Raw genomic sequence first — 23,903 nt, 5'->3', positions numbered from 1 at the left:
TCTCCTTTCGCTCAGCCCGCGCCCGAGGCAAGAATCTGCCCGAATGCGAGACCACCATCGTTCGGCGGCAGCCGCCGATGACTCAGGACATGGAATCCGTTTTCCCGCAGCACAGTTCGTGACTGCGAAAGCAGCAGGGCATTCTGGAAGACGCCGCCGGACAGGGCCACTGTGGTCGATGCGCCGGCAAAGGCGTTCGCCAGTTCCAGGACCAGCCGGGCGACGGCGTCGTGGAAGCGCGCACCGATCAGCGCGGGGGCGACGCCACCGGTCGCATCGGCGACGACCGCGGCGATCACCGGCGCGGGGTCGATCACGAGAGGGTCCGCCTCCCGGTCGATTCCGAACCGGTACACCGTCCCGGAGACGTCCGCTGCCGGAGCGATACCGCGCGCAAGGCCTTCGAGTTCGATCGCCGCCTGCGCCTCGTAGTCGGCGATATGCCGCACACCGGCCAGCGACGACACCGCGTCGAACAGCCGGCCCATACTCGAGGTCGGCACGCAGCCGAGTCCGGTGTCGAATTGATGTGCCAGCACCCGTCTTTCGTTTTCCGGGCAGGCCGCCACCGAGTTGATGTCGTCCGACCATTCGATGCCGGCGGCCCGCAGATGGGCGAGCGCCATGCGGTAGGGCCGCTGCACACTGGCGTCCCCACCGGCCAGCGGAACGTATTTCAGATGCGCGAGTCGCCGGTATCCCTTGTAGCTCGCCAGCAGTACCTCACCGCCCCACACCGCGCCGTCCGGACCGAAGCCCGTGCCGTCGAAGGCGAGGCCGACCACGGTCGCCGATTCGCCGAGGCCGTGCTCACCCATGACGGAGGCGATATGGGCGTGGTGATGCTGGACGGTGCGCACGGGCCGATCCCCCGCGTGCTGGCGCGCCCATGCGGTGGATCGATAGAGCGGATGCGCATCGGCGGCCAATTGAATCGGCTGCACGCCGGTGAGCACCTCCAGATGCCGCTCCGCATTGTCGAAGGCGCGCAGGGTGGCCAGATCGTCCATATCGCCGATGTGCTGGCTCAGCCAGGCATAGCGGCCGTCCGCGACCGCGCAGGTGTTCTTGAGGTCGCCGCCGACCGCCAGGGTGGGCGGCACGGGGACCGGAAGCGCCAGCGGCAGGGGCGCGTATCCGCGCGAGCGCCGGATCGGCAGTTCGATCCCGTCCACCACGCGGACCACCGAATCGTCGCAGGGGATGAGGATGCGCCGATTGTGCGACAGCCAGCCGTCGGCGAGCTCGGCCAGGCGCTCGCGGGCGTCGGCATCGTCGTAGCAGATCGGTTCACCGCCGAGATTGCCCGAGGTCATCACCAGCACCTGTGGTCCGGGACGATCCTCGGGGCCACCGAACAGCAGTACGTGCAGCGGGGTGTACGCGATCATGACGCCCAGATCCGGAGTGCGCGGCGCGACCGAGGCCGCCAGCGTGTGGTCCTTGCGGGCAAGCAGGACGATCGGGCGCTGCGGGCCGGTAAGCAGGGCCGCGCTCGTCTGGTCGACCTCGGCGATGGTGCGGGCGGTGGCCAGGTCCGGAACCATGACGGCGAAAGGCTTGTCGCCGCGGCGCTTCCGGCGGCGCAGCTCGGCCACGGCGGCGTCATCGGCGGCGTCGCAGGCCAGGTGGTATCCGCCGATGCCTTTGACGGCGAGGATTCCGCCGGCGCGCAACAGCTCTCGCGCCTGGGCCAGCGCGAACTCCCCGGGATTCCACTGGGTCTGCGGGAGTGCATTGTCGCCCGGATGGCGCACGGCCTGCGCGAGCATGTTCGCCTCGACGCTCCGCCAGGCTCGCCACAACGCGGCATCGCGGGCATCCGGTTCCACCGCAAGGCTTTTCGATTCGGGCAATTGCCCTGCGCCGGGCCGGGCGTCGAACGCCAGGGTCGGGCCACAGTGGGGGCAGGCGATGGGCTGGGCGTGGAAACGCCGGTCCGAGGGATCCGCGTACTCTTCGGCGCAACGTTCGCACATGGCGAAGTCCGCCATCGATGTCCGGTCGCGGTCGTACGGCAGGTCCGCGATGATCGTGAAGCGCGGACCGCAGTTGGTGCAGTTGATGAACGGGTGCCGGTAGCGGCGATTGCCGGGATCGGCGAGTTCCCGGGCGCAGTCCGCGCACATGGCGACATCGGGAGAGGCGAGGGTGCGGCCGCCGCCGGTGCGGGAGGTGTCGGCAATGTGGAATCCCGTGCCGCCGCGTAGCGGGATTTCGCTCTCGCGCACCGATTCCACGACGGCGAGCGGTGGTGGCTGCTCACGCATCCGCCGCGCGAATTCCGCGAGATCCCCGGGGGCGCCCTCCACTTCGATGATCACGCCGGAACTGTCGTTGGATACGCTGCCCGAGAGCGCCAGTTCGGCCGCGGTGCTGTAGACGAAGGGCCGGAATCCGACACCCTGCACCACACCTGCGACCAGCAGCCGCCGACGCGCGCGCGTCATGGGAAGTCACCGGGCGGCTCGTCACCGCTGCCGAGCAGGCGCAATCCGGCCAGCGCCGATGCCGCGCCCGCCTCGTCGGTCTTCTCGACCACGAAGCCCATGTGAATGATCACCCAATCACCCGGTTGTGCCGGATCATCCTCCAGGAGACCGATATTCACCTTCCGCTTCTCACCGGAGACGTCCACCAGCGCGACCTGGTTGTTGTACCCGTCGAGAATCTCCACGACGCGTCCCGGAATACCCAGGCACATGGTTCACTCCTCCCCTGAGGTGGTCAGCAGCTCGGCGAGCACCCGATCCACCGCGGCGACCGCGGCATCGAGGGCGGCCTCGACCGGTTCGGACAGGCCCATGCGCTCGTCCACGGATTCGACCTGGCAGCCGACGACAACGGTGCGCGGCAGCTGTCCGCCGAGTGCGCGCACGCTCGCGAAGACGGCCTCCGGATTCATGGCGTGGGCATCGAGCTGTGCGGCGCCGGAGGCATGCGGCTCGGGGGCGAAGATCCTGATCGCGCCCGGCGCACCGTGATTCGGTATCGCATCGATCAGTATCAGTGCGGCCCACGGGTCCAGCAGGTCGTAGGCGAGGTGCATGCCGCGAATCCCGTAATCGACCACGCGCACAGCGGTATCCGGATGCTGCGGTAGTCGCCGCACCACCTCCGGGCCGAATCCGTCGTCACCGAGAAAGATATTGCCGATTCCGGCGACGAGCACCCGATCCGTCATCTCACATGTGGCGAATCTTCAGGTAGCGCCGTACATCCGGTATCGATCGGACACCGAGGTACAGCCCTGCCACGACGACCACACCGACCACTACGGTCGCGATCACTCCCATTACTTCCATGGCGGATGACTTCCCTTCACTTTTCTGGGCTGCTGACAGGTTCGATTTCGTCCGGCGCGAAGTAGAGGTAGCGGCCGTACCATTCATGCAGGTCGGCCGCGGGATCGTCCTCTATGACGACGCCGACGTGGGCTTGGCCGTCGACATCCTCGTGCACCGTGGTGACCCGGGCGATCTGTCCGTCGAAGAACAGGTCCTGGGCATCGGCGCGACGGGACGGGTGCAGGCGCACACGGCTGCCTTTGCTGACACGAATGCCGTTGACCGACACCGCATCCGACTCCGGCGCGACGGCATTGTCGGCGAGCGGATCCCACCAGTCGACGCCCTCCGGAATTTCCGGCACCAGGCGGGGCTCGCCGAGATGTGGATCGCGCAGCACACCGTGCAGCTGCTGCATGGACTCCGGTGTCATGGCGTCACAGCGGTCGATGATCTGTGCCGCACGGGGATCGGTGGCGCGGGCCTGTGCCTTCTCCTCATCGGTCATGGTCATGACGCGCAGGGTGAGGATCTCGTCGATCTCGGTGGAGTCGAACAGCGCGCCCTCGCTCTGTTCCGCGATCTGCGGGTAGTCGTAGAGGATGATCGGGGAGATCAGCAGTGTGCTGCGATCACCCTCCGGACCCGAGAGGACCGGGAAACATCGGTGATGCACGCAGCGCTCCGCGGCAGCTGCCGCGTCCGGCTCCGGTTCGAGCAGTGAAATGAACTGTCCGCCTTCGAGTTCGGCAATGATGTGCGCGCCGATGAATGAGCGGGCGATGGCATCGCGGCTATCGGCCGCGGGCGCACCGGCATTGCGCACCCGCACGGTCAATCGCAGGTAGGGACCGTCCTTTTCGGCGGCGAGGGTGAGCTCCCCCGCCAAGGGAAAACGCGTTCGCACCAACCGCCCGGCCGGGTCTCCCCCGGCATCGCAGATCTGTTCGACCTCGGTCCCGCCCGGCACCGACAACGGCAATGTCATGTCATTGGGCGGCATCGGGCCGAAAGCGATCTCACCTTCGACGGCTTCGTCCCAGGTGATCCAGGACTGCGCGCCGACGACCAGTTCCGCAGTCGGTGTCCTGTCCCGGTCCTGCGCCTCCCGGCGCTGCAAGTGCAGGAAGCGCACCGCGAGCTGGATCGAGGCTCCCTCGCCCGCCTCGATGAGGCATTGCGCGGAGATCTCCGGGTCCTCACCGAGGCCGGACTGCACCGCGCCTTCGGGGCCGAGTACCCCGAATTGCCAGCGGGACTGGTTCTTTCCCGACGTCGAGCGGTAGGGGTAGAGCAGATAGCCCTCGTACAGCACCGCGTCGGCGACGGCACGGACGGCGGCGGAACCGGGAGCGTTCATGACGCCCCCTCGGCCGCGTGGGCCAGCAGCTTGGTCACGGCGTCATCGAATCCGAGCAGACCGTGGCTGGATTTGTAGGCGGCCAGGGCGGCGAGGGTTTCCGAGGTCAAGCGGACGTATCCGTCATTGGGGAAATGCGCCGCGACCAGGTCGTGCCAGACCGAGACCGGCATGTCGAACTTGTCCTCACGATCCCAGGGGATCTGCTGAATCGCGAAACCGGTGGCGCCCTTGAAGAATACGGTCCCGCTGAACAGGAAGATCAAGGGCACGGTGCCCTCACGCAGCGCGTGCAGGTACTTGGATCCGGTGACTTCGAAGTCATAGGTGACCGGCATCGGCAGATCCACCTCGGTGCCGCCGTTGAAGCCGGGAATCATGGTGGCGCAATGCATCCAGAGGAAGGACCGCTGGGTGTCACGCCAGCGTTCACGCGGGCCGAACAGGTCGACCAGGCCGCTGCTCTCCTCATCGGTGTAGGAGCGGCGGTACGGTTCGATCCGCACCTGGGCCCGCAGGGCGATGGCATGCACCGGGTCCTCGCCGAGGGCGGCGATGCCCACGCGCGCGGACAGGATCGGCGCCACCGCATACGGTTCCGGTTCGATGTCCATGACCGCGAAGGTGGTGGAGTAGACGGGACTCATCACGCACCTCCGGGCCGCGCGCGGGCGGACACCGTGGCGAAGAAGTCGTCCATATAGCGGTGCACATCCTGCCCGCCGTCGAAACCGCGCCACAGCGTGCGCATCCGGCCGACGAATTCGTAACAGGCGTCGATGGGCAGCAGCAGGCAGGTGGCCTCGGCGGTACCGCGTTCGGGTATCCGGATCAGCAGCGCTTCGACATCGGCGGCCAGCACGTCGAGCTCGGGGTGCCGTTCCCGGACCGCACGCCATTCCGCCAGGGGCAGTTCGGATTCCGTCGCACCCGCCGGACCCGGATAGAACGCGACGGTCCGATCCAGCGCCGAATTGTGGAAGAAGAAGGCGAGGCCGACCGGAATATCGAGAGCGTCCCACTCCCCCTGGCTGATCGTGAAGTCCGGAAAGGACAGATAGCGGTCCGGGACGGCCCGGTAGCGCAGGGTGGCGTTTCCGTCGATGAACAGCAGATAGCACGCGCGGCATACGCACATGAGCTGTCTGCCTTCGACATTCACGACATGCTGATGCTGGTCGGCAATGGTCTCCGCACACATTTCGCACCGCTCACCGGCCGGGACGGCGGGCTTGCGATCGGCGGTAATGCGTTGCAGCACGCGGAACGGAGAGCTCATCCGCCCACCCCCACCGGGACGGCCACCGACAGCTCACCCGAACGCACCAGCACCGGCAGGGGTTCGAGGTGACCCTCGCCGTCGACTCGCGCGCCGGCGTGCACGGCATCGAAATGCGCGCGGCACGACGGACATCGCAGGACCGCATCACCGACCGGGTAGCCGACCCGGCGGTGCAGCGCCGCGCCCGCGAGCGATTTATCGCAGGACGGGCAGTGATCGCGGTAGGCGTACAGATCCTCACCGACGCGGCAGGCCAGGATGGTCATACCGGCCAGCGCGAAGCCGCCCACCTCACCCGGCTGCAATTGCGCCAGTTCGGGTGCGGCGATCCAGCTGCCCGAGGAATGGCCGTTCGCGTGCACGCGGGAGAACAGCGAATCGGCCGCGATCAATCCGCTCGACGATTCCTGCTGTGCCGCAGCCACTTCAATGGATTCGATCTCCGGCGCGGCGGCGCGGACGGCATCCTCCACCGCCAGTTCCAGCGTCACCGAGGAGGACGGGCAGGTCTTGCAACTACCCGACAGTTCCAGCCGCACCACACCTTCCGCGACGCCGAGCAGTGTCACATCACCACCGTGCGATCCGAGGTAGGGCCGCACACTGTCCAATGCCGTCTGCACCCTGCGATGTACATCGTGCGGGTGCAGACCGTGCACGAGCAGCAGACTGGCCACCAGATCATCGCCGGCCAGCCGGTCGACGGTGTGCGCGTCGACCAGCTGTAGCACCCGCGCGAGCGCGGCCCCGTACAGATCGGCGACCTCACGCACCAGCTGCTCGGCGCGGTCCCTGGCCACCGCGCCGCCGGCCGAACTGGCATCCAGCAGCGTCTCTATCCGCTCACCGGCTCCGCGCCAGTAGCTCTCGTCGACAGCGCCGCCGTCTCGATCTCCCGGGCGATTGTCCACTTCATCTCTCCTGTCGCCCGGTGCTGTTCACTCCGCGGTGAGCGTCTGTGTCGGCGAGTGCAGTTTCTCCAGCGTTTTGCCCTCGCCGAGATACATGTGCACACCGCACGGCAGACAGGGATCGAAGCTGCGCACGGTGCGCATGATGTCGATGCCCTTGAAGTGCTCGCGATCGTTCTCCTCGAAGATCGGCTGGCCCTGCACCGCATCCTCGTACGGTCCCGGCGTGCCGAAGCTGTCGCGCGGGTTGGCATTCCACGGTGTCGGCGGATACGGGTGATAGTTGGCGATCTTGCCGTCCCGGATCACCATGTGATGCGAGAGCACGCCGCGCACCGCCTCGGTGAAACCGCAGCCGATGGCCTCGTCCGGCACCTCGAACTTCTCCCAGGTCTTGGTGCGGCCGGCCCGGATCTCCACCAGCGCCTGTTCGGCGAAGTGCAGTGCGCACGCCGCCGCATAGGCCTGGAAATACGTGCGAGCTCGATTGCGCTCCAAGGTATTGCTGCCGAAGACCGGAATCTGCCATTCGAAGCTGACCGGGCCCTTGAGCGCGGTCTTGGGCAGATTGATCTGCACGCTGTGGCCCGTAGACTTCACGTAGCCGATATCGACCAGCCCGGCCAGCGCCGTCGACCACAGCCGGGCCAGTGGCCCGCCGCCGGTATCGAGCGCGAGATGGTCCTGGCCGTCGTACCAGCGCGGTGACATGACCCAGCTGTACTTGTCGTCCATATCCCGCTTCTGCGGTTTCGGATTCGTGTGCTGGTTCCAGGGGTGCCGCCGGTCCACCGGATTGCCCAGCGGATCGGTCTTGACGAACATCTCCTGATCGGTCCAGTCGTCGTAATACGAACTGCCCAAAAGGATTCGGATGCCGAGGTTGATATCGACCAGGGAGGTGGTGACCAGCTTGCCGTCCACCACCACGCCCGGGGTCACGAACATCCTGTTGCCCCAGGTCTCCATATCCTTGTAGGCGAAATTGCACACTTCGGGATCCTGGAACGAACCCCAGCAGCCGAGCAGGGTGCGGCGCAGGCCGACCTGGTCGTAGCCGGGCAGGGCCTCGTAGAAGAAGTCGAACAGGTCGTCGTGCATGGGCACGACCTTCTTCATGAACTCGACGTAGCGCATGAGCCGGGACATGTAGTCGGTCATCAACTGGATGGTCGCGACCGTGCCCACACCGCCGGGGTACAGCGTCGAGGGGTGCACATGCCTGCCTTCCATCAGGCAGAACATCTCGCGGGTGTACCGGCTGACCTGCAATGCCTCCCGGTAGAACTCACCGGTGAACGGGTTGAGGGCCCGCATGATGTCGGCGATCTTGCGATAGCCGTGCTCACCCGCGTGCGGTGCGTCGGTGTTCTCGGCCTTGGCCAGCACGCTGGGATTGGTCTCGGCGACCATTCGCTCGCAGAAGTCCACGCCGACCAGGTTCTCCTGGAAGATATTGTGGTCGAACATGTACTCGGCGGCCTCGCCGAGATTGACGATCCATTCACCCAGATGCGGCGGCTTCACACCGTATGCCATGTTCTGGCAATAGCACGAGCACGTCGCGTGATTGTCACCGCAGATACCGCAGATGCGGCTGGTGATGAAGTGCGCGTCGCGAGGATCCTTGCCGCGCATGAAGATCGAATAACCGCGGAAGATGGAGGAGGTGCTGTGACACTCGACCACCTCACGATTCTCGAAATCGATTTTCGTGTAGATGCCCAAACTGCCGACGATTCTGGTGATCGGATCCCACGCCATTTCGACGAGACTGTCCGGATCGATCTTTCGGTGCGACGGCTCCGGGATGATCTGTGTCATCGAGCTTCTCCTACCAGGTGCGCGACGCGCCGGTTTCCAGCTTTTCGCCCTTGTGCCGCCAGCGCGGCTCTTTGTCGACCGTGCGACCCGTGATGTGCCGCAAATTGCGGATCACCGATCCGTAGAGCCCGGATGCCGTGGACGACAGCTTGCCGCCGGGCGGCTCGTCCATGAAAGGCATGAATTTGTCGGGGAATCCGGGCATCGTGCATCCGATGCAGATACCGCCGACATTCGGGCAGCCGCCGACGCCGTTGATCCAACCGCGTTTGGGCACATTGCATTTGACGACCGGACCCCAACAGCCCAGTTTCACAATGCATTTCGGCGAACCGTACTCGGTGGCGAATTCGCCCTGCTCGTAATAGCCTGCCCGGTCGCAACCTTCGTGCACGGTCGCGCCGAACAGCCACTTCGGCCGCAGCGCCTCGTCGAGGGGGATCATCGGCGCCTGGCCGGTCGCCATGTACAGCAGGTAGGTCAGGGTCTCCGACAGGTTGTCGGGCTGGATCGGGCAGCCGGGTACGCAGACGATCGGAATGCCGGCCTTGCTCTTCCAGTCCCAGCCCAGGTAATCCGGGACGCCCATGGCGCCCGTCGGGTTACCGGCCATGGCGTGAATGCCACCGTAGGTCGCACAGGTGCCGACCGCGACGATGGCGGTCGCCTTGGGCGCGAGCCGGTCCAGCCATTCGCTGGTTGTCATGGGCTGCCCGGTGGCCGGATCGTTTCCGAATCCGCACCAGTAGCCCTCTTCATGTAATTGCTCATTGGGTATCGAGCCCTCGACCACCAGGACGAACGGTTCCAATTCGCCGCGATCGGCTTTGAAGAACCATTCGAGGAAGTCGTCGGCGCCGCCGGTCGGGCCGCATTCGAAATCGATGAGCGGCCAGTGCACCGCAATTTTCGGCAAGCCCGGAAGCGCCCCTAGCGCAATCTCTTCGATGCTCGGCTGAGTGGCGGCAGTCAGCGCCACAGAGTCACCGTCACAACTGAGGCCGGCATTGATCCACAAGACATGAATCAGCGTTTCTTCGGCTTTGACTGCTTCCTGAGTTGGCACGGAAGCCACCCTTCTGGAGCACGGACACGCTGGTGATGGTCTCTCCCAATATGGAGATCATCACCTGAACGTGACCCCGATCACATGAGTCTAGGCCCGGCCCCCAGCGTGATCAAGGCCGGTCGAAAGCAACCAGCCCGCACTCCTTCGCGAGCCACGCATACCAGGCCGGAACGCCTTCTCCTGTGGTTACCGACATCGGCAGAATTTCTACGCCCGGGTTCACCGAGCGCGCATATTCTCGGCATTTCTCCAGGTCGAAGTCGACATACGGAAGTAAATCAATCTTGTTTACGATGACGAGCCCGGCGGCTGCGAACATGTGTGGATATTTGAGTGGTTTGTCGGTGCCCTCGGTCACCGAGATCACTACGACCTTGCTCCGCTCGCCCAGATCGAACAGCGCGGGGCACACCAGGTTTCCGACATTCTCGATGAACAGCAGCGTGCCGGCCGCCGGCGCCAGGGTGTCGAGCGCCCGGCGCATCATGTCGGCGTCGAGGTGGCAGCCCGCGCCGGTATTGATCTGCACGACGGGACAACCGGTGGCCCGGATTCGCTCGGCGTCGAGCAGGGTCTCCTGATCGCCCTCGATCACCGCGATCGGCAGCTCGCCGAGCTCACGGATGGTGCGCTCGAGCAGGGTGGTCTTGCCCGCACCCGGTGAGCTGGTCATATTGAACGCCACAATCTTTCGCTGTTCCAGCCAGGTGCGATTGTGACCGGCGAGGATGTCGTTCTTCGCCAGGATCTTCTGTTCCAGGGTGATCGTCTCGGTCACCGGCAGGTGGACATGATCCGCCCCGTGCGCATGGTCATGATCGTGGCTGTGCTGATCGTGCTCATGGCTGTGCCCGGCGGCGTGCTCATGCCCGTGTTCATGCGGGATGGTGATTACGGCCGCCGCATCGTTGCCGCATCCGCAGGTTGCGCACATTCTTCGCTCACTTCCATCGACCGGATCTTCAGTTCCCGCCCGGAGGTCACATCGAGATCGGCACTTCCACAGGGGCACAACAGAATCAGGTCGGCCAGTGTGAATTCCGCGCCGCAGGATCGGCAGTTCGCCTGACCGGGGACCAGCTCGATGTCGAGCTGGGCCCCGGCGGCGACAGTGTCCTCGGTGGCGAGCTCGAAACAGAACCGCATCGCATCGGGAACCACCGCGCACAGCGCGCCGACCGCAATGGTGACGCTGTACACCGTCCGGCCGGCCGCGTGCTCACACACGGCTTCGACCACGCTCTGGGTGATAGCCATTTCGTGCATCACAGGCCTCGTTTTATCGAAGGACCACTTCGAGGCTACCGCTGTGAGTCCCGCAGATATAGCGGTTCCGGTGACCGATACCGGTTCCGCCGTGTGGACCACTGACCAGGTTCATCGCTGCCCGACGCGCTCCTGACCCGTGCGCCGGGAAGCGGCGACCAATGCCGAGGAGTACTCGAGCATGCCGGTTTCGTAGCGGCGGACCGCATCGTGCGGGGATGTTCCGGATTCGAGTGCCGCCGATATCGCGAGGGTCAGCTCCCCTGCATCCCGCAGCGCGGTGTTCGCGCCCATGGCCAGTACCGGGCTCATGGCATGGACGGCATCACCGACCAGTGTGACGCCGTGGCAATCCCATTGCCGCACGGCACCGGAGGTGGAGATGCGCAGGGGGATCAGGGTGGCGGTGTCCCAACTGCCGAGAATGCGGTCGATATCGGGATGGTGGCCGGTTCCGATAATGCGGTGTGCGAGGTCGCGAAGATTCGGTCCGTCGAGCCGACGCATTTCGGCGAACGACGGCATGCACGGATGATCGGTGGTCGCGCCGACCAGACAGGCGACGTAGTTCCGGACCGGACCCACGCCCATATGCGTGCCGCCCGCTCCCTTCACCACGGTGAAGATGCTCTCGAACACCCAGTCCGGCACTGCGTGCGCGGCCGGATCCGGCAGCGGGATCTTCCCGTAGATGAGCCGCAGCCCGGCGTCCTCGATCTCGGCCTCTGGCAACAGTTTTCGGCGCACAGCCGAGTTGACGCCGTCCGCACCGACCAGCAGATCCCCGGCCACGATGCGACCGTCCGCGAAGTGGGCGGCGATGCGGCCGTCGGGCAGCTGGTCGTAGGTGGCGAACTGTGCGCCATAGTGCACGTCGGCGGGCAGACCGGCCAGCAGGAGCTGCCGCAGCGTCGCGCGGTCGAAAGCGAGCGAGGTGATCATCCCCGACCTCGCACGTTCGCTCACCGCCCGATCGGCAAGGACCTTCAGGTGCTGATCCAGCACTGTCACCCGAGGTGGCGGCGATGCGGCTGTGGCCAGACACGATTCATACAGTTCCGGCGGCAGACAACGCCGCAAGCCGTCGAGCCCCGGTGCGTCGAGCTGAATGCGGTACCCCTGCGCCCGAGCACCGGGAAAAGGATCCCGCTCGAAAACAGCTACCTCGATGCCCAGACGATGGAGACCGTGCGCAAGCGCCAGCCCGCTCATACCTGCCCCGACAATATTCACACGAAAATTCACAGTCCACTTCCTTCTAATACATACGAAGAAAGCACCGGATCCCCAAGGGATTTCACACTACGGAGGTCGCGATAACCTGCGAATCGTGCTGTCCCGAAACACCATTCTGGGACATTTTTTCGTGCATCCTGTTCAGTTGTTCCCGCACACCATACTACGTACCGGGACCGTCCTCGATACCCAGCAGCCGCCGGGCACCGGCAGCGTACGCACCGGGATCCTCGATCTGCGGATAGTGGCCCAGGCCGGGTAGCTCGACAACAGCCGCGGCGGGCCGCAAAGCGCGCAGTCCGTCGAGAACGGCTGTCGTGGCGACCGGATCACCTGTGGCCCAGAGAAATCCGAGAGGTTTGCCCCAGTCGCGGACAGCGCCGTGCCAGCGGGCGGCATGGACCACCCGCTCATCCAGGTAGGCGGTGAGCAGATCCGTGATCCGGTGGCCACGTTCATTGGACAGCAGCGCCCATTGCGCGGCAGCCTCGTCCTTCGACAGCGGATGCCGCGCGGAGAACAGTTGCGCGAACTCACGAGTGAACAGCACCCGATTGGCCAGCCGCGCCGCCACCGGACCGAGCCGACCACGCAGAATCTTCTGAATCGGCCGCAATGATGCCTTCTCCAGAATCACACTGCCATTGCCCAGCACCACGCGCTCCATCGAAAACGACAGTGCGCCTTCGATATCCCGCGCGAGCAGCTCGGTGGCGACCGAGGTCCCCATATCGTGCGCCAGCACCACAACCGGCCCGGCAATACTCCCGGCGACGACCTCCTCGACGATATCGGCCTGCTCGAACAGGCTGTACCGATGCGGACGCGGCTTATCCGAGAACCCGAAGCCCAGAAAGTCCAGCGCCACCCACGCCCGGCCCCCGAGCTGATCGACAACGCGCCGGAAATCGTAGGAACTCGAGGGATATCCATGCAGCAGCAGCACAGTCGGCCCGGAACCTTGACCCGACCGTACGAACACCCGACCGGCTGCACACTGCATCCAGCGCCCACTCTCGCGCCACGACCGGACATCCGGTGGCAGCGACGCCGCGCTCTCCGTCATGCCTGTGGATCGAGGTCGAGCGCGTCGAACTGCTTGGCCCAGTCGATATCGGGTGGGCCGTCGGTGTTGTAGACCTCGAAGGTCTTGCCGCGGGCCTGCGGATGCACCAGCGCCTGCAGGCAGATTCCGGCGATATCCTCGCGCGTGACGCTGCCCTCGCCGGTGTCGCCCTGGTCGAGCAGCAGTCCGGCCCGGCCGCCGGGTTCGTCGGTGAGCCAGCTGGGTCGCACAATGCTGTACTGCGCGCCACTGGCGCGCAGGGCTTGCTCGCCCCGGGCGCGGGCAGCGACGATCTCCTCGAATCCGGGCATGGCGTGCGGCCGGGTGATGTAGATCTGGCTCACCAGCACCACCGCCGCCTGACTCGATGCCGCGACTTCCGCGACCGAGCGGACCCCTCGATGCAGAACGGCCTCAACACCTTCGGCGTCGCGCGGAGGTTCCACCGTGATCACCACCGCATCCACCTCCCGCATCGCCTGTTCCACTACGTCGCGATCGGTAATGCTCCCCACGAAGAATCGCGCATCCTGCTGCTCCGGCCCCGGGCGCCGACTCATGATCCTGACGTTGTCACCGCGGGCGGCACACCTGGCGACGAGAATCCCGCCGATGCGGCCGGTACCACCGATGACCAAAACGGTTCGCGTCATGAACGATCACTGTAATCAGGATCGCGTGGTGTGGCAGTGATGCTCTCGGATGCCGGCGGCCCATCTGCAGGATCGGCCCAGGAGGCGAGGAAACGCAATGCTTGGTGCGACGGGGTCCCCGGCACCGCCGTCATCACCAGAATCGTCTGGTGCGGATCGTCGAGGCACGCCAGCATTTGCCAATCCAAGGTGAGCTCACCGGCGGCAGGATGGTGAAAGGTCTTGGCGCCGAAGGTTTTCCTGGCCACATGCCGGGCCGCCCACCAGTCCCGGAAGTCGGCGTCACGGACGGACAGCTCACCCACCAGCGCCATCAGCCTGGGGTCGTCCGGGAACTCCACCGCATCCATCCGGAGGTACTCCACGCAGATGCGGGCGGTGGCCTCCCAGGCCACATAGCGGCCGCGAACCGCAGGGTCCAGGAATGCCATCCGCACGAAATTGCGCTGCTCGACCGGGATTTCGGCGAAATCGGTGAACAGTGCGGCGGCCAGCCGATTCCACGCCAGGATGTCCATATGCCTGCCCAGGACAATGGCGGGGGTGTCGATCAGATTGTTCAGCAGCAACTCGGTCGCAGGCCGGGCGCGCTGGACGGCGGGACCTCGGCGAACCTTCGATTTGCGGGCCAGCTGCCGCAGATAGATCTCGTCGTCGGCATCCAGACGCAGTGCGCGAGCGATAGCGGTCAGCGCCGACTCCGAAGCACTCGTGAGACGCCCCTGCTCGAGCCGGGTGTAGTAGTCGGCGCTGATCGCGGCCAGCTGTGCGACCTCCTCCCGGCGCAGGCCCGCAACGCGGCGCGGCTGGCCCACCGCAGGCAGTCCGACCTGGTCCGGCGTGATCTGGGCACGCCGGGTGCGCAGGAACTCCCCCAGCTCGTTGTGCCGTTCCGCGCCGCTGCCCATGGTCTTGATTGTGCACTCCCCCCGCTGTTCCAGGGATGGCAGGTTTTGTCCCAGGAACGCAGGTGCCCGGGAACGATTTCACGCTGGTCGAGGTATTCGCGGCGAGCGAGGCTGACTACAGCATGCCGAGGACGGCATCGCAGCGACAACGTTGAGGAGACGAAACGTGCGGACCGATGTGAAATTCCCCAGCAGTGGGCTGACACTCGCCGGAAACCTTTACACCCCGGCTGATTACACCGACGGACAGCGACGCCCCGCGATCGTGGTCTCGCACCCCTTCGGCGGAGTAAAGGAGCAAACCGCGGGACTCTATGCCGAAAGACTCGCCCGCGCCGGTTTTGTCACCCTCGCCTTCGATGCGTCGTACCAGGGCGAGAGCGAGGGCGAACCGCGATTCCTGGAGAATCCGTTCGCCCGCGCCGAAGACATCAGGAGCGCCGTCACCTACCTGGCGACCCTGCCGCAGGTCGATCCGGAACGGATCGGTGCGCTGGGAATCTGCGCATCCGGCGGTTATGTTCCCTTCGCCGCGCAGACCGAGCACCGGATCAAGGCCGTCGCGACCGTCAGCGCGGCCGATATCGGCGCTCTCTTCCGCGAGGGGCTCGGCGGCGGACAGAGCGAAGACATAGTGCGCGGCATGCTCGATGAGGCCGGGGCCGCGCGCAATGAAGAGGCGCAGGGCAAGGAACCTCGGCGGCAACGCGTGGTTCCGGAGACCGAAGAGGACGCACGGGGCTGGCCCACCCTCTATGCCGAGGGCCGCGACTACTACCGCACACCTCGTGCGCAACACCCGAATTCACCCAACTGGTGGGTATCGCGCAGTGTGGACCAGATCGCCCAGTACTCCTCCTACGACCTCATCCACCTGATCTCGCCGCGACCGCTGCTGATGATCGCCGGCACCGAAGCGGACACCACCTACTTCAGCCGGCAGGCGATCGAGCAGGCCCGCGAACCCAAGGAACTGTTCTGGATCGAGGGCGCGACTCATATCGACCTCTACGACCGGGACGAATACGTTCCGGCCGCCGTCACCAAGCTGGCGGGCTTCTTTGCCGAGCACCTAGCTGCCGCTCCGGCGGGGTCGGGTCAAGAGGCGGGGTAGGACAACGGAATCGAGCGGGGAGTGCTTCAACGAATTCGCTGAAGCACTCCCCGCTCGATAGTTGCTCGAATTGCCCGGCAACTGCGGTGGGTCAGGCGTCCTGGCGCTGTAGGCGCACGGCTGCGATGACCAGAAGGGCTGCGGTCCAGAGGGTTAGGACGGCGAAGCCCTGCCAGGGGCCGAGGAGGTCGCCGGCGGCGGGGTGTTGCTGGGCAAGGAGGTGGCCGGCTTCGGAGGGGAGGTAGGCGTGGATGTGTTTGCCGAGGGTGCCGGGGAGCATTTTGGCTATCGGCGCGATGACCAGGACGAAGGCGATGACGCCGGTGATACCGGCTGCGGTGTGGCGGATGATGGCGCCGACGGCGAGGGAGAAGAGGCTGAGCATGGCCAGGTAGAGGCCGCAGCCGATGACGGCGCGCAGGACTCCGGGGTCACCGAGGGAGACCGGGACCTTGCTGTTCATGATCGGGGCGCCGATCAGGAAGGACAGGAACGAGACCAGTTCGCCCATCACCAGGGTCAGCAGCCCGAAGACCGCGCCCTTGGCCGCCAGCATCGGTACTCGCTTGGGCACGGCGAGCAGACTGGCGCGGATCATGCCGGTGGAGTACTCGGAGGAGATGACCATGACGCCGAGCACGCAGACGGTCAACTGGCTGAGCAGGATTCCGCTGCCGAGGATGGTTCCGGTCGGATCGAGGCGCATGGCGGCCTGCTGGGAGGCATCTGCGCCGTCCCACTGGGCGACGCCCATTCCGATGAACAGCGCGGTGCTCGCCACACCGAGGACAACCAGCAGGATCAGTGACCAGATCGTAGAGCGGACCGAGCGGATCTTGGTCCACTCCGACAGCATCAGCTGCCCGAAACCCGGTTCCCGGGTATCGATGAAAAATGCGGTGTCGGTGGTCATTTCACTCCTCCAGCGGCCGGAATCTTGATGTCGTACTCCACGCTCTCGCGGGTCAGCTCCATGAACGCGTCCTCCAGCGAGCCGCGCCGGCGGGTGAGCTCGTGCAGCACCAGCCCGGCGGAGGCGGCGAGTTCGGCAATGCGCGGAGCCTCCAGTCCCGTCACCTCGAGACCCTCGACACCGCCGGTGACCATGCCGCCCTCGGCGCGCAGCAGCTGTGCGAGCCGCTCCTGATCGAGGCTCTTGACCAGGACGCTGTGGTCGGTGCTGCGCTCGATGAACTCCTCGGTGGAGCAGTCCGCGACCAGCTTGCCGCGGCCGATGACAATGAGATGGTCTGCGGTGACGGCCATTTCGTTCATCAGATGACTGGAGACGAACACGGTGCGGCCCGCCGCGGCTTGCGCCTTCATCAGATTCCGGATCCAAACGATGCCCTCGGGATCGAGACCGTTGAGCGGTTCGTCCAGAATCAGCAGGGCCGGATCACCCAGCAGCGCAACGGCAATGCCGAGCCGCTGGCCCATGCCCAGGGAAAAGCCGCCCGCCCGCTTGCGGGCCACCGCGGTCAGGCCGACCTGCTCGATGACCTCGTCGACGCGGCGCCGGGGCAGGCCCTGCGCCTGAGCCAGGCACAGCAGGTGGTCGTAGGCGCTGCGGCCGCTGTGCACGGCACGCGCTTCCAGCAGCGCGCCGACCACCCGCATCGGCTGCGGCATATCGCGATAGTGCTGACCGTTGATGGTGGCGTCGCCGTGGTCGGGGCGATCGAGACCGAGCAGCAGGCGCATGGTGGTGGACTTGCCCGCACCGTTCGGACCGAGGAATCCGGTGACCCGGCCCGGCTGGACGGTGAAGGAGAGGTCGTTCACGGCGGTTTTGCCACCGTAGTGCTTGGTGAGGTGCTTGGCCTCGATCATGGCTTCTTCCTTAGAAAGACGAGCGACGGGGCTGGTGCTTATCGGTCCTGGATCAGCCCGAGGACATTGCCGTCGGGATCGGCGAAGGTGGCCACCAGCCGGCCGCCGCCGACTTCGTGTGCGGGCTCCTTCGTGGTGGCTCCCGCCGCGGTCACCTCGGCGAGCTTCGCCTCGATATCCGGCACGTGCCAGTACGCGACCGGTGCGGTCACGTTCTCGGCGCCGCCGGCCGGGACCAGGCCGATGTGCTGGCCCTCGGTATCGAAGCCGACGTAGAAGGAGGAATCGGTCTGCGGCGATACGCCGAGCAGCGCGGTGTACAGCGCCTTGGCGGCGGGCAGATCGGAGACGGTGTGCAGCACGGTCTTGATGCCCTGGGTGGACGAGGTGGTCATGATGACTCCTGAGGTAGTGGGCCGAAGCGACCCGATCTCCGCGGCCGGTGAGCCGTTCTGGACGTGGTCATAGCTTGGCTTCCGGTGCTGCCGCCCCACATCCGTGCCGATCACGGAACCCACCACTGATCGGGGCACGGACCACCTACGTGCACTACGGAATCCACCTGCATGTACCGGGAAGGAGGCCGAGATAGGGCAGGATGAGAACCGTGGCGGCAACAGTGGAGATCTCGGCGCGCGAGGCCGAGGTGCTGGCGCTGCTGGGAGAACATCTCAGTAACGCCGAAATCGGTGCGCAACTGTTCATTTCGGTACGCACGGTGGAGAGCCACGTGTCCTCGCTGCTGCGCAAGCTGGAGGTTCCGGACCGCCGCGCGCTCGCTCAGCGCGCCGCCGAGCAGACCGGCGCCGACCGACCGCATCCGGCCCCGGTCCTGCCGGCGCCGCTGACCTCCTTCATCGGCCGGACGCGGGAGCGGGCCGAATTGACCGAGCTCATCGACAAGCACCGGCAGGTCACCGCGGTCGGCCCCGGCGGGGTGGGCAAGACCCGGCTCGCACTGTCGATCGCCGCGGACGCAGCGGGCGATTTCTCCGACGGGGTGTGGTTCGTCGACCTGGTGCCGATCACCAGCTCGGATATCTGCGTGGTCGCCGGCACGGTCGCCAATGCCCTCGGCATCGGCGAGCAACCCGGCCGCGGCATGGACGAGTCGGTGCTGGCCGCACTGGCCGACCGGCATGCCCTGCTGGTGCTGGACAATTGCGAACATGTGCGAGATGGCGTGGCGCTGTTCATCGAACGCCTGCTCGCGGCCTGTCCCCGGGTGACCGTGCTGGCCACCAGCCAGGCCCGGCTGATGGTGCCGTTCGAACGGGTCTATCCGGTCCCGCCCATGTCCCTGGCCGGCGAGGGCGAATCCGATGCGGTCATGCTGTTCATGGACCGCGCGGCCGCCAGTGGCTGGCCGCCGAATCATGCTCTGCGCGACCAGGTCTCGGAGTTCTGCGGCCGACTCGACGGCGTGGCGCTGGCCATCGAACTCGCCGCCGCCCGCTGGACCACACTCGGATTGGACGGCCTCACCGAGGGTCTGTCCGATCAGCTGCGAATGCTCGCGGGCGGCGCGCGCGGCGATGACCGGCACCGCTCGGTGCGGGCGGCGCTGGATTGGAGCCACGGGCTGCTGGAGTCCGAGGACCGCGTGCTGCTGCGCCAGGTGTCGGTGTTCATGAAATCGTTCACGGTGGCAGCCGCCGCGGAGGTCACCGACTCCGAAAAAGGTGTTGTCGCAGACAGATTGGCCCGGCTCGTCGAACAGAGTCTGCTGGTGGTGACGGCGTCGCCGAACGGGACCGAATACCGGGCGCTCGAGACCATTCGCCAGTACGGGATCGAACGGCTCACCGAGGCAGGCGAACTCGTCGAGGCCCGGTCCCGGCACCTGCGCTGGTGTCTGGCCGCGGCCGCCGATCTGACCGTCATGCGCTCGGACTGGCGAGCCGGATTCGACGCGGTGGCAGACGATTTCCGCGCCGCCATGGCATGGGTGGCCGACCGGCCCGAGCAGCGCCCGGAGGCGTATCGCTTTGCCCGGTATCTAGCGGACCTGTCCTTCACCCGGCACCTGACCGGCGAATCTCAGATGCGCTACGAGCAGGCGGCCGCGCTCGCCGATGATCCGGCCGCCGGTGCGGCGCTGCTGCGGAACGCGGCCGCGGTGGCCGGATGTCAGATGCGGGGCGACGATATGTACCGCCTCCACCGCGCCGCCGCGGACGCCGCCCTTCGCGCCGGGGATACCGCCGGGGCCGCCGCCGACCTGGCCGCCGCCATCACCCTCACCTACCGATTCGGCAGCAAGTTCGCCCGAATCCTGCCGCAGGACAAGGCGATCGCGGTGATCGACGAGGCGCGGGCGCTGGCCGGGGACGACCCGGCAGCCCTGGCCGCGGTCGCGCTGGCCGAGGCCGGGAGTGCGCTCACCGAGGCGTTCGCTGCCGCCGAATGTTCGCCCGGCGCCGTCGTGCCGGAGACGATCGCGTGCGCCGAACGGGCGGTCGAACTCGCGCACCGCACCGGCGACCCGCTCGCCGAATCCGCCGCGCTCGATACCCTCGCCGGCGCACAGAGCTGGGGCGGTGACACTTTCACCGCGGCGGCCACGGCACGGCGGCGGATCGCGCTGCTCTCGTCCGTCCAGGACACTCCGGCAGGCATTCACGAGCTGATCGACGCGCTCGGCGAGGCCACCGAAGCCTGTCTCGGCGTCGGAGATCTGCGGGGCGCTCGGCGGTGGGCGCGGCAGCTCGCGGATCATCCGCTGCTGGCCGAGGTGGGTCATCGAGCCACGTGCTGGCTGCTGGTGGTCGACGCGCTGGCGGGCAATGTCGGCGAAGTCCGCACCCGCAGTGTGCGATTCCTCGAATCGTGGCAGCGCAGCGGCAGTCCCGCCGGATCGGGTCTGGGTGCGGCGGTGGCCGGGGTGGAGATGATCCACGGTCTGCGCGCGGATGATGACGACCGGTCCGAATGGACCTCCGTCATGAACCGGCTCGACACCCCACCGGAACATGCCTACGGCTACAAGGCCGTCTTCGACTCGATCCTGCTGCTGCACGAAGACCGGGCGGACGAGGCGCTGGAGCGCATGGCGCCCGAGCCCAGTGCGGTATGGCGCTCGCTCACCTGGATCTGGCTGCACTGGTATGTGGCGCTGCGCGCCGAAGCCACCGTGCTCGCCGGAAGACCCGACGCCGGTGCACGTGTGGCGGAGGCCCGCACCATCGTGGCCGGAAATCCCCTGGCCACAGCGATTGTGGACCGCGCCGAAGCCCTGTTCACCAAGGATGAGGAGCAATTGCTCACCGCAGCAGCGGCATTCGAGGTGGCAGGCTGCACGTACCAGTCAGCCCGCACCCTGATCCTCGCCGGCGGCGAGCATGCCGCGCGCGGCGCGGCCACACTGGCCGATCTCGATCTCGCGCCGATGGCTCCGCGCCGATAGCACTTCAGAGGAAGACGCGAGCGATCTCGAGCCACTTCTGTGCGTCCGCGCCCACCGCCGTGAGGTCGGTGTCGGCAAGAGGCCTGCGCTGGGTGACTCGCAGACAGAAGTCGAGAGCACTGCCCTGTACGCGTTGTTCGGCGTCCTCCGGGCCCCATACCCAGGCCTGACCCACGGGACCGTTCAGCTCGATACGGAAAGGCGCTGCCGGCGTGGGCAATTGGGCGGCGTAAAACGACAGTTCGCGCCCTGCTACTCCCAATGCGGCCACATGCCGGAGCCGGCCCGTAGCGGGCCGTGAGACACCCAGCGCATCGAAAACGTCCTGGCCGTGCGCCCACGTCTCCATCAGGCGAAGCGGCACCATCAGGGTTGCGGTCAATTGCGAGCCGAACCACGGAAACCCTTGGTCCAGTGGAATATCCCGGAGCGCCGCAGCCACGTCGGCTCGGACCTCGCGCCATTGCCGCAGCAGTTCCGATCGCGGTTGGGCTGCGCCCGCGGCGGCGTCGAGATCAGCGGCTCGGCCGCCTGCGGCTTCCGCCTGCTGCAGCACGATGTCGAACGCTTCCGGGTTCTTCAGCGCGATGAGAACGTTCGCGTCAGCCGCAGCGAGGTGCGCGATCTGGTGGGCGATCGTCCACCCCACCGCCGGTGTGGGTACGGACCAATCGGCGTGCGCTGCCACCAGGGCGTCGAGTTCATCTCCTTCGATCACCAAGTCGGGCAGCGCGATATCGCGCTTCACCTCGGATAGATCGAGCCCGTAATCCAACATCCGGTATCACCCTCACCCCGATGGTCGAACATGGTCACCACCAACATAATCGCCGCCGGTGGCACCCTGCCGGACGCCTCCGGAAATGTCACGCCGCTGTCAGCAGTCGTTCGCCAGGAAACCGATCGGGAGCACATCGCCTTTGCCGCCTGCCGCAGCGCGGCTCAGCAGCGCTCGGACGTCGGGCCCGAAAGGCGTGCTGTACTCCACATCTGGGGCGCATCCACCCTGTTCAGGTCCGCCGATCACGCCGACGACCTGACCGTTCTGGACCCAGGGCCCGCCACTGGTCCCCTCGCCGAAACCACCGCAGTGAATCGCGGAGCCGTCCGCCACGGCCTCCAACGGTGCGGTGCAGGTCAGCGGCCGACCACCACTGCCCAGCGGATATCCACTGACGGTGACGGGCTCACCCACGCGCGGTTCGCCCAGAGGTAGCCCCGGCACCACATCCTCGATCTTCTTTCCATCGCGCGGCGCGACGCGAAGGAACGCGACGTCATGGCGCGGATCGAACGATTGCTGCCACGCCGGGTCGATGTACATATCCGTCACCGTCCACACTCCTACGGGCAGCTCCGCGTCGTGCAGCAGTGGCGCGAACTCGATGAGCGCGCCCGGCCCGAGAACACAGTGCGCCGCGGTCACCAGCAGATCGCGCGAGGGCGAGTCCACGACGCCCGCCGAGCAGAAGTGCGGGCCACCGAGGCGCGGGACCACACCGAGTGCGCTGGGGTAGAACAGCGCCCCGGCCGCCGGAACCGTCTCGACCGGATACGCAGCCGGTTCGTCCGCCCACGCCGACTGCGGCGCCGCGAAACCGAGAAGAACCCCACACACAAGACCCGCAATCCGTCGCATCTCTCGGACCGTAATGCAGCACACGCAAATCGTGAAGCTCCGGGCTGCATAGGAATTTCCTATGCCACCTGCTGAATATTCGTCTTTGCCCCGGGTTCTTTCGCCGACATACCGTGAAACAGCTCGATCTCGAACTGACGAAGGCTCATCGGCTGCCGTCCCTTCTTCCGGTTGACCGCTATCCATTCCGTCGCGCTGTAGCCATCGTAGGTGCGCAAGCATTTTCGCCCTCGGGCGATGAGGCTCCGGCGAACTCGGCACGCCGACTATCGGAGGGTCGCCGAGGGGTGGGTGGCGGGACGGTGGAGTCGGGTGAGGGCCCGGGTGGCGAGACCTGCGCCGCGCATCAGCCATTTGAAGGCTGTGGTCGAGGGGCCGGGGACGATTCCGGCGAGCTGTACGCCGTCGAGCAGGTCGTAGAGGGTTTCGCCCTCGTACATCAGGTGGTCGGCGTTGAAGTGGTAGCGGTCGACGGCGGTGCATTGGATGAACGCGCCGTTGCCGGGGATCGCGGCGGCGCCGGGTCCGTAGGGGTGCAGCTTCAGCGGACCGACGAGATGACCACTTCCGTAGTAGCGCACCACCATTCGGACCTCCCCGTCCGGGGTCAGGTCGATGTAGCACTGTCCGGGTATGGGGTCGTAGCGCCAATCGGGGATGGCATCGAAGAACGCGAAGTTGTAGGCCACGAATTCGTCGAGGCCGACCATGGTCGCGCCGAGGGTTGTCACGTCCTTATAGCGCAGGTCGTCCGTGTAGAGCTCATGGTTATGGCTCATGTCCCGGGTCTGCCAACTCCACCAGTACTTCTTCGCCCAGTCGAGAGTCCAGGCGATATCGAGGCCGTGCCCGGCATAGAACTCGATCTTCTTCTCGTATTCGTCGAACCACGTCTGCGTCATGGCGGTCAGCGCCGCTTCGTCGAGGACTTCGACCGGCTCGGCGCGGTTGGTCAGCACCGCCGGAATCGGCTGCGCCAGGCGCGGTTGCCGCAATGACAGTTGGAACTGCTCGTCGGTGAACATCCACCCTCTCCCTCCGGAAACAGA

25 protein-coding genes are annotated in these 23,903 nt (G+C 66.3%); 2 read left to right on the top strand and 23 right to left on the bottom strand.

The genetic code is table 11. The features are described 5' to 3' along the window. Window positions 1–11 precede the first annotated feature (11 nt). The 16 genes from hypF to OG326_RS19070 form a co-directional block, all read right to left on the bottom strand. Window positions 12–2,450 (bottom strand): carbamoyltransferase HypF, encoded by a 2,439-nt coding sequence (gene hypF, locus OG326_RS19140; protein WP_327146008.1) that lies wholly within the window; start codon window positions 2,448–2,450, stop codon window positions 12–14. Beyond that, complete coding sequence (locus OG326_RS19135) at window positions 2,447–2,704, bottom strand: HypC/HybG/HupF family hydrogenase formation chaperone (protein ID WP_327146007.1); 258 nt, start codon at window positions 2,702–2,704, stop codon at window positions 2,447–2,449. The genes hypF and OG326_RS19135 overlap by 4 nt, the downstream gene beginning before the upstream one ends. A 3-nt stretch (window positions 2,705–2,707) precedes the next feature. Further along, window positions 2,708–3,184, bottom strand: a complete 477-nt coding sequence (locus OG326_RS19130) for a hydrogenase maturation protease (RefSeq protein ID WP_327146006.1) — start codon at window positions 3,182–3,184, stop codon at window positions 2,708–2,710. Between the two features lies 1 nt (window position 3,185). Then, the gene (locus tag OG326_RS43050) at window positions 3,186–3,296 is read right to left on the bottom strand and encodes a DUF6893 family small protein (protein WP_442791041.1); all 111 of its coding nucleotides are present in this window, start codon (window positions 3,294–3,296) and stop codon (window positions 3,186–3,188) included. 25 nt (window positions 3,297–3,321) lie between these two features. After that, the gene (locus OG326_RS19125) at window positions 3,322–4,647 is read right to left on the bottom strand and encodes a hypothetical protein (protein ID WP_327146005.1); all 1,326 of its coding nucleotides are present in this window, start codon (window positions 4,645–4,647) and stop codon (window positions 3,322–3,324) included. Next, on the bottom strand, window positions 4,644–5,294 hold the full coding sequence (locus OG326_RS19120) for a DUF6084 family protein (protein WP_327146004.1): 651 nt from the start codon (window positions 5,292–5,294) through the stop codon (window positions 4,644–4,646). The genes OG326_RS19125 and OG326_RS19120 overlap by 4 nt, the downstream gene beginning before the upstream one ends. Next, window positions 5,294–5,926 (bottom strand): DUF5947 family protein, encoded by a 633-nt coding sequence (locus OG326_RS19115; RefSeq protein WP_327146003.1) that lies wholly within the window; start codon window positions 5,924–5,926, stop codon window positions 5,294–5,296. The genes OG326_RS19120 and OG326_RS19115 overlap by 1 nt, the downstream gene beginning before the upstream one ends. Beyond that, entirely contained in the window at window positions 5,923–6,840 is a 918-nt protein-coding gene (locus OG326_RS19110) for a NifU family protein (protein ID WP_327146002.1), read from the bottom strand. The genes OG326_RS19115 and OG326_RS19110 overlap by 4 nt, the downstream gene beginning before the upstream one ends. 27 nt (window positions 6,841–6,867) lie before the next feature. Then, window positions 6,868–8,664, bottom strand: a complete 1,797-nt coding sequence (locus OG326_RS19105; RefSeq protein WP_327146001.1) for a nickel-dependent hydrogenase large subunit — start codon at window positions 8,662–8,664, stop codon at window positions 6,868–6,870. Between the two features lie 10 nt (window positions 8,665–8,674). Continuing rightward, a complete protein-coding gene (locus OG326_RS19100) occupies window positions 8,675–9,730 on the bottom strand; it encodes a hydrogenase expression protein HypE (protein ID WP_327146000.1) in 1,056 nt (351 codons plus the stop codon). Between the two features lie 112 nt (window positions 9,731–9,842). Continuing rightward, the gene (hypB, locus tag OG326_RS19095; RefSeq protein ID WP_327146522.1) at window positions 9,843–10,667 is read right to left on the bottom strand and encodes a hydrogenase nickel incorporation protein HypB; all 825 of its coding nucleotides are present in this window, start codon (window positions 10,665–10,667) and stop codon (window positions 9,843–9,845) included. Further along, a complete protein-coding gene (hypA, locus tag OG326_RS19090) occupies window positions 10,625–10,999 on the bottom strand; it encodes a hydrogenase maturation nickel metallochaperone HypA (RefSeq protein WP_327145999.1) in 375 nt (124 codons plus the stop codon). The genes hypB and hypA overlap by 43 nt, the downstream gene beginning before the upstream one ends. A gap of 111 nt (window positions 11,000–11,110) precedes the next feature. Next, window positions 11,111–12,244, bottom strand: a complete 1,134-nt coding sequence (locus tag OG326_RS19085; protein WP_327145998.1) for an FAD-dependent oxidoreductase — start codon at window positions 12,242–12,244, stop codon at window positions 11,111–11,113. A gap of 154 nt (window positions 12,245–12,398) precedes the next feature. Then, window positions 12,399–13,301 (bottom strand): alpha/beta fold hydrolase, encoded by a 903-nt coding sequence (locus OG326_RS19080; RefSeq protein ID WP_327145997.1) that lies wholly within the window; start codon window positions 13,299–13,301, stop codon window positions 12,399–12,401. Continuing rightward, window positions 13,298–13,954, bottom strand: a complete 657-nt coding sequence (locus tag OG326_RS19075; RefSeq protein WP_327145996.1) for an NAD(P)H-binding protein — start codon at window positions 13,952–13,954, stop codon at window positions 13,298–13,300. The genes OG326_RS19080 and OG326_RS19075 overlap by 4 nt, the downstream gene beginning before the upstream one ends. Then, window positions 13,951–14,862, bottom strand: coding sequence for a helix-turn-helix transcriptional regulator (locus tag OG326_RS19070; RefSeq protein WP_327145995.1), 912 nt, complete (start codon window positions 14,860–14,862; stop codon window positions 13,951–13,953). Before OG326_RS19070 ends, OG326_RS19075 begins: the two co-directional genes overlap by 4 nt. A gap of 166 nt (window positions 14,863–15,028) precedes the next feature. On the opposite strand from OG326_RS19070, the gene OG326_RS19065 reads away from it, so the two are divergent. Then, window positions 15,029–15,976 carry an alpha/beta hydrolase gene (locus OG326_RS19065; protein WP_327145994.1) on the top strand — a complete coding sequence of 316 codons (948 nt, stop codon included), beginning with the start codon at window positions 15,029–15,031 and terminating at the stop codon, window positions 15,974–15,976. 91 nt (window positions 15,977–16,067) lie between these two features. Here OG326_RS19065 and OG326_RS19060 read toward each other — a convergent pair whose 3' ends face one another. Genes OG326_RS19060 through OG326_RS19050 form a run of 3 tightly spaced genes read right to left on the bottom strand, consistent with a single transcriptional unit; the run spans window position 16,068 to window position 18,204 of the window. Next, window positions 16,068–16,889 carry an ABC transporter permease subunit gene (locus tag OG326_RS19060; protein WP_327145993.1) on the bottom strand — a complete coding sequence of 274 codons (822 nt, stop codon included), beginning with the start codon at window positions 16,887–16,889 and terminating at the stop codon, window positions 16,068–16,070. Continuing rightward, entirely contained in the window at window positions 16,886–17,809 is a 924-nt protein-coding gene (locus OG326_RS19055) for an ABC transporter ATP-binding protein (RefSeq protein WP_327145992.1), read from the bottom strand. Before OG326_RS19055 ends, OG326_RS19060 begins: the two co-directional genes overlap by 4 nt. Window positions 17,810–17,847: 38 nt before the next feature. Next, window positions 17,848–18,204 carry a VOC family protein gene (locus OG326_RS19050; RefSeq protein WP_327145991.1) on the bottom strand — a complete coding sequence of 119 codons (357 nt, stop codon included), beginning with the start codon at window positions 18,202–18,204 and terminating at the stop codon, window positions 17,848–17,850. Between the two features lie 203 nt (window positions 18,205–18,407). Between OG326_RS19050 and OG326_RS19045 the strand changes: the two genes are divergently transcribed. Further along, entirely contained in the window at window positions 18,408–21,215 is a 2,808-nt protein-coding gene (locus tag OG326_RS19045; RefSeq protein WP_327145990.1) for an ATP-binding protein, read from the top strand. A 4-nt stretch (window positions 21,216–21,219) separates the two neighbouring features. Here the strand turns inward: OG326_RS19045 and OG326_RS19040 are convergent, their stop codons facing one another. The 4 genes from OG326_RS19040 to OG326_RS19025 all read right to left on the bottom strand — a co-directional run bounded on the left by OG326_RS19040 (window position 21,220) and on the right by OG326_RS19025 (window position 23,879). Then, window positions 21,220–21,993, bottom strand: a complete 774-nt coding sequence (locus OG326_RS19040; RefSeq protein WP_327145989.1) for a TIGR03084 family metal-binding protein — start codon at window positions 21,991–21,993, stop codon at window positions 21,220–21,222. Window positions 21,994–22,092: 99 nt separating this feature from the next. Further along, a complete protein-coding gene (locus OG326_RS19035; protein ID WP_327145988.1) occupies window positions 22,093–22,854 on the bottom strand; it encodes a trypsin-like serine peptidase in 762 nt (253 codons plus the stop codon). 59 nt (window positions 22,855–22,913) lie between these two features. After that, the gene (locus tag OG326_RS19030; RefSeq protein WP_327145987.1) at window positions 22,914–23,072 is read right to left on the bottom strand and encodes a hypothetical protein; all 159 of its coding nucleotides are present in this window, start codon (window positions 23,070–23,072) and stop codon (window positions 22,914–22,916) included. A gap of 48 nt (window positions 23,073–23,120) precedes the next feature. Next, window positions 23,121–23,879 carry a nuclear transport factor 2 family protein gene (locus tag OG326_RS19025; protein ID WP_327145986.1) on the bottom strand — a complete coding sequence of 253 codons (759 nt, stop codon included), beginning with the start codon at window positions 23,877–23,879 and terminating at the stop codon, window positions 23,121–23,123. Between the last annotated feature and the right edge of the window lie 24 nt (window positions 23,880–23,903).

The sequence above is a fragment of the Nocardia sp. NBC_01327 genome, from assembly GCF_035958815.1.
Taxonomy (GTDB): domain Bacteria; phylum Actinomycetota; class Actinomycetes; order Mycobacteriales; family Mycobacteriaceae; genus Nocardia.
Note: the sequence above shows the minus strand (reverse complement) of the source record. Positions and strands in the feature narration are given on the sequence as shown.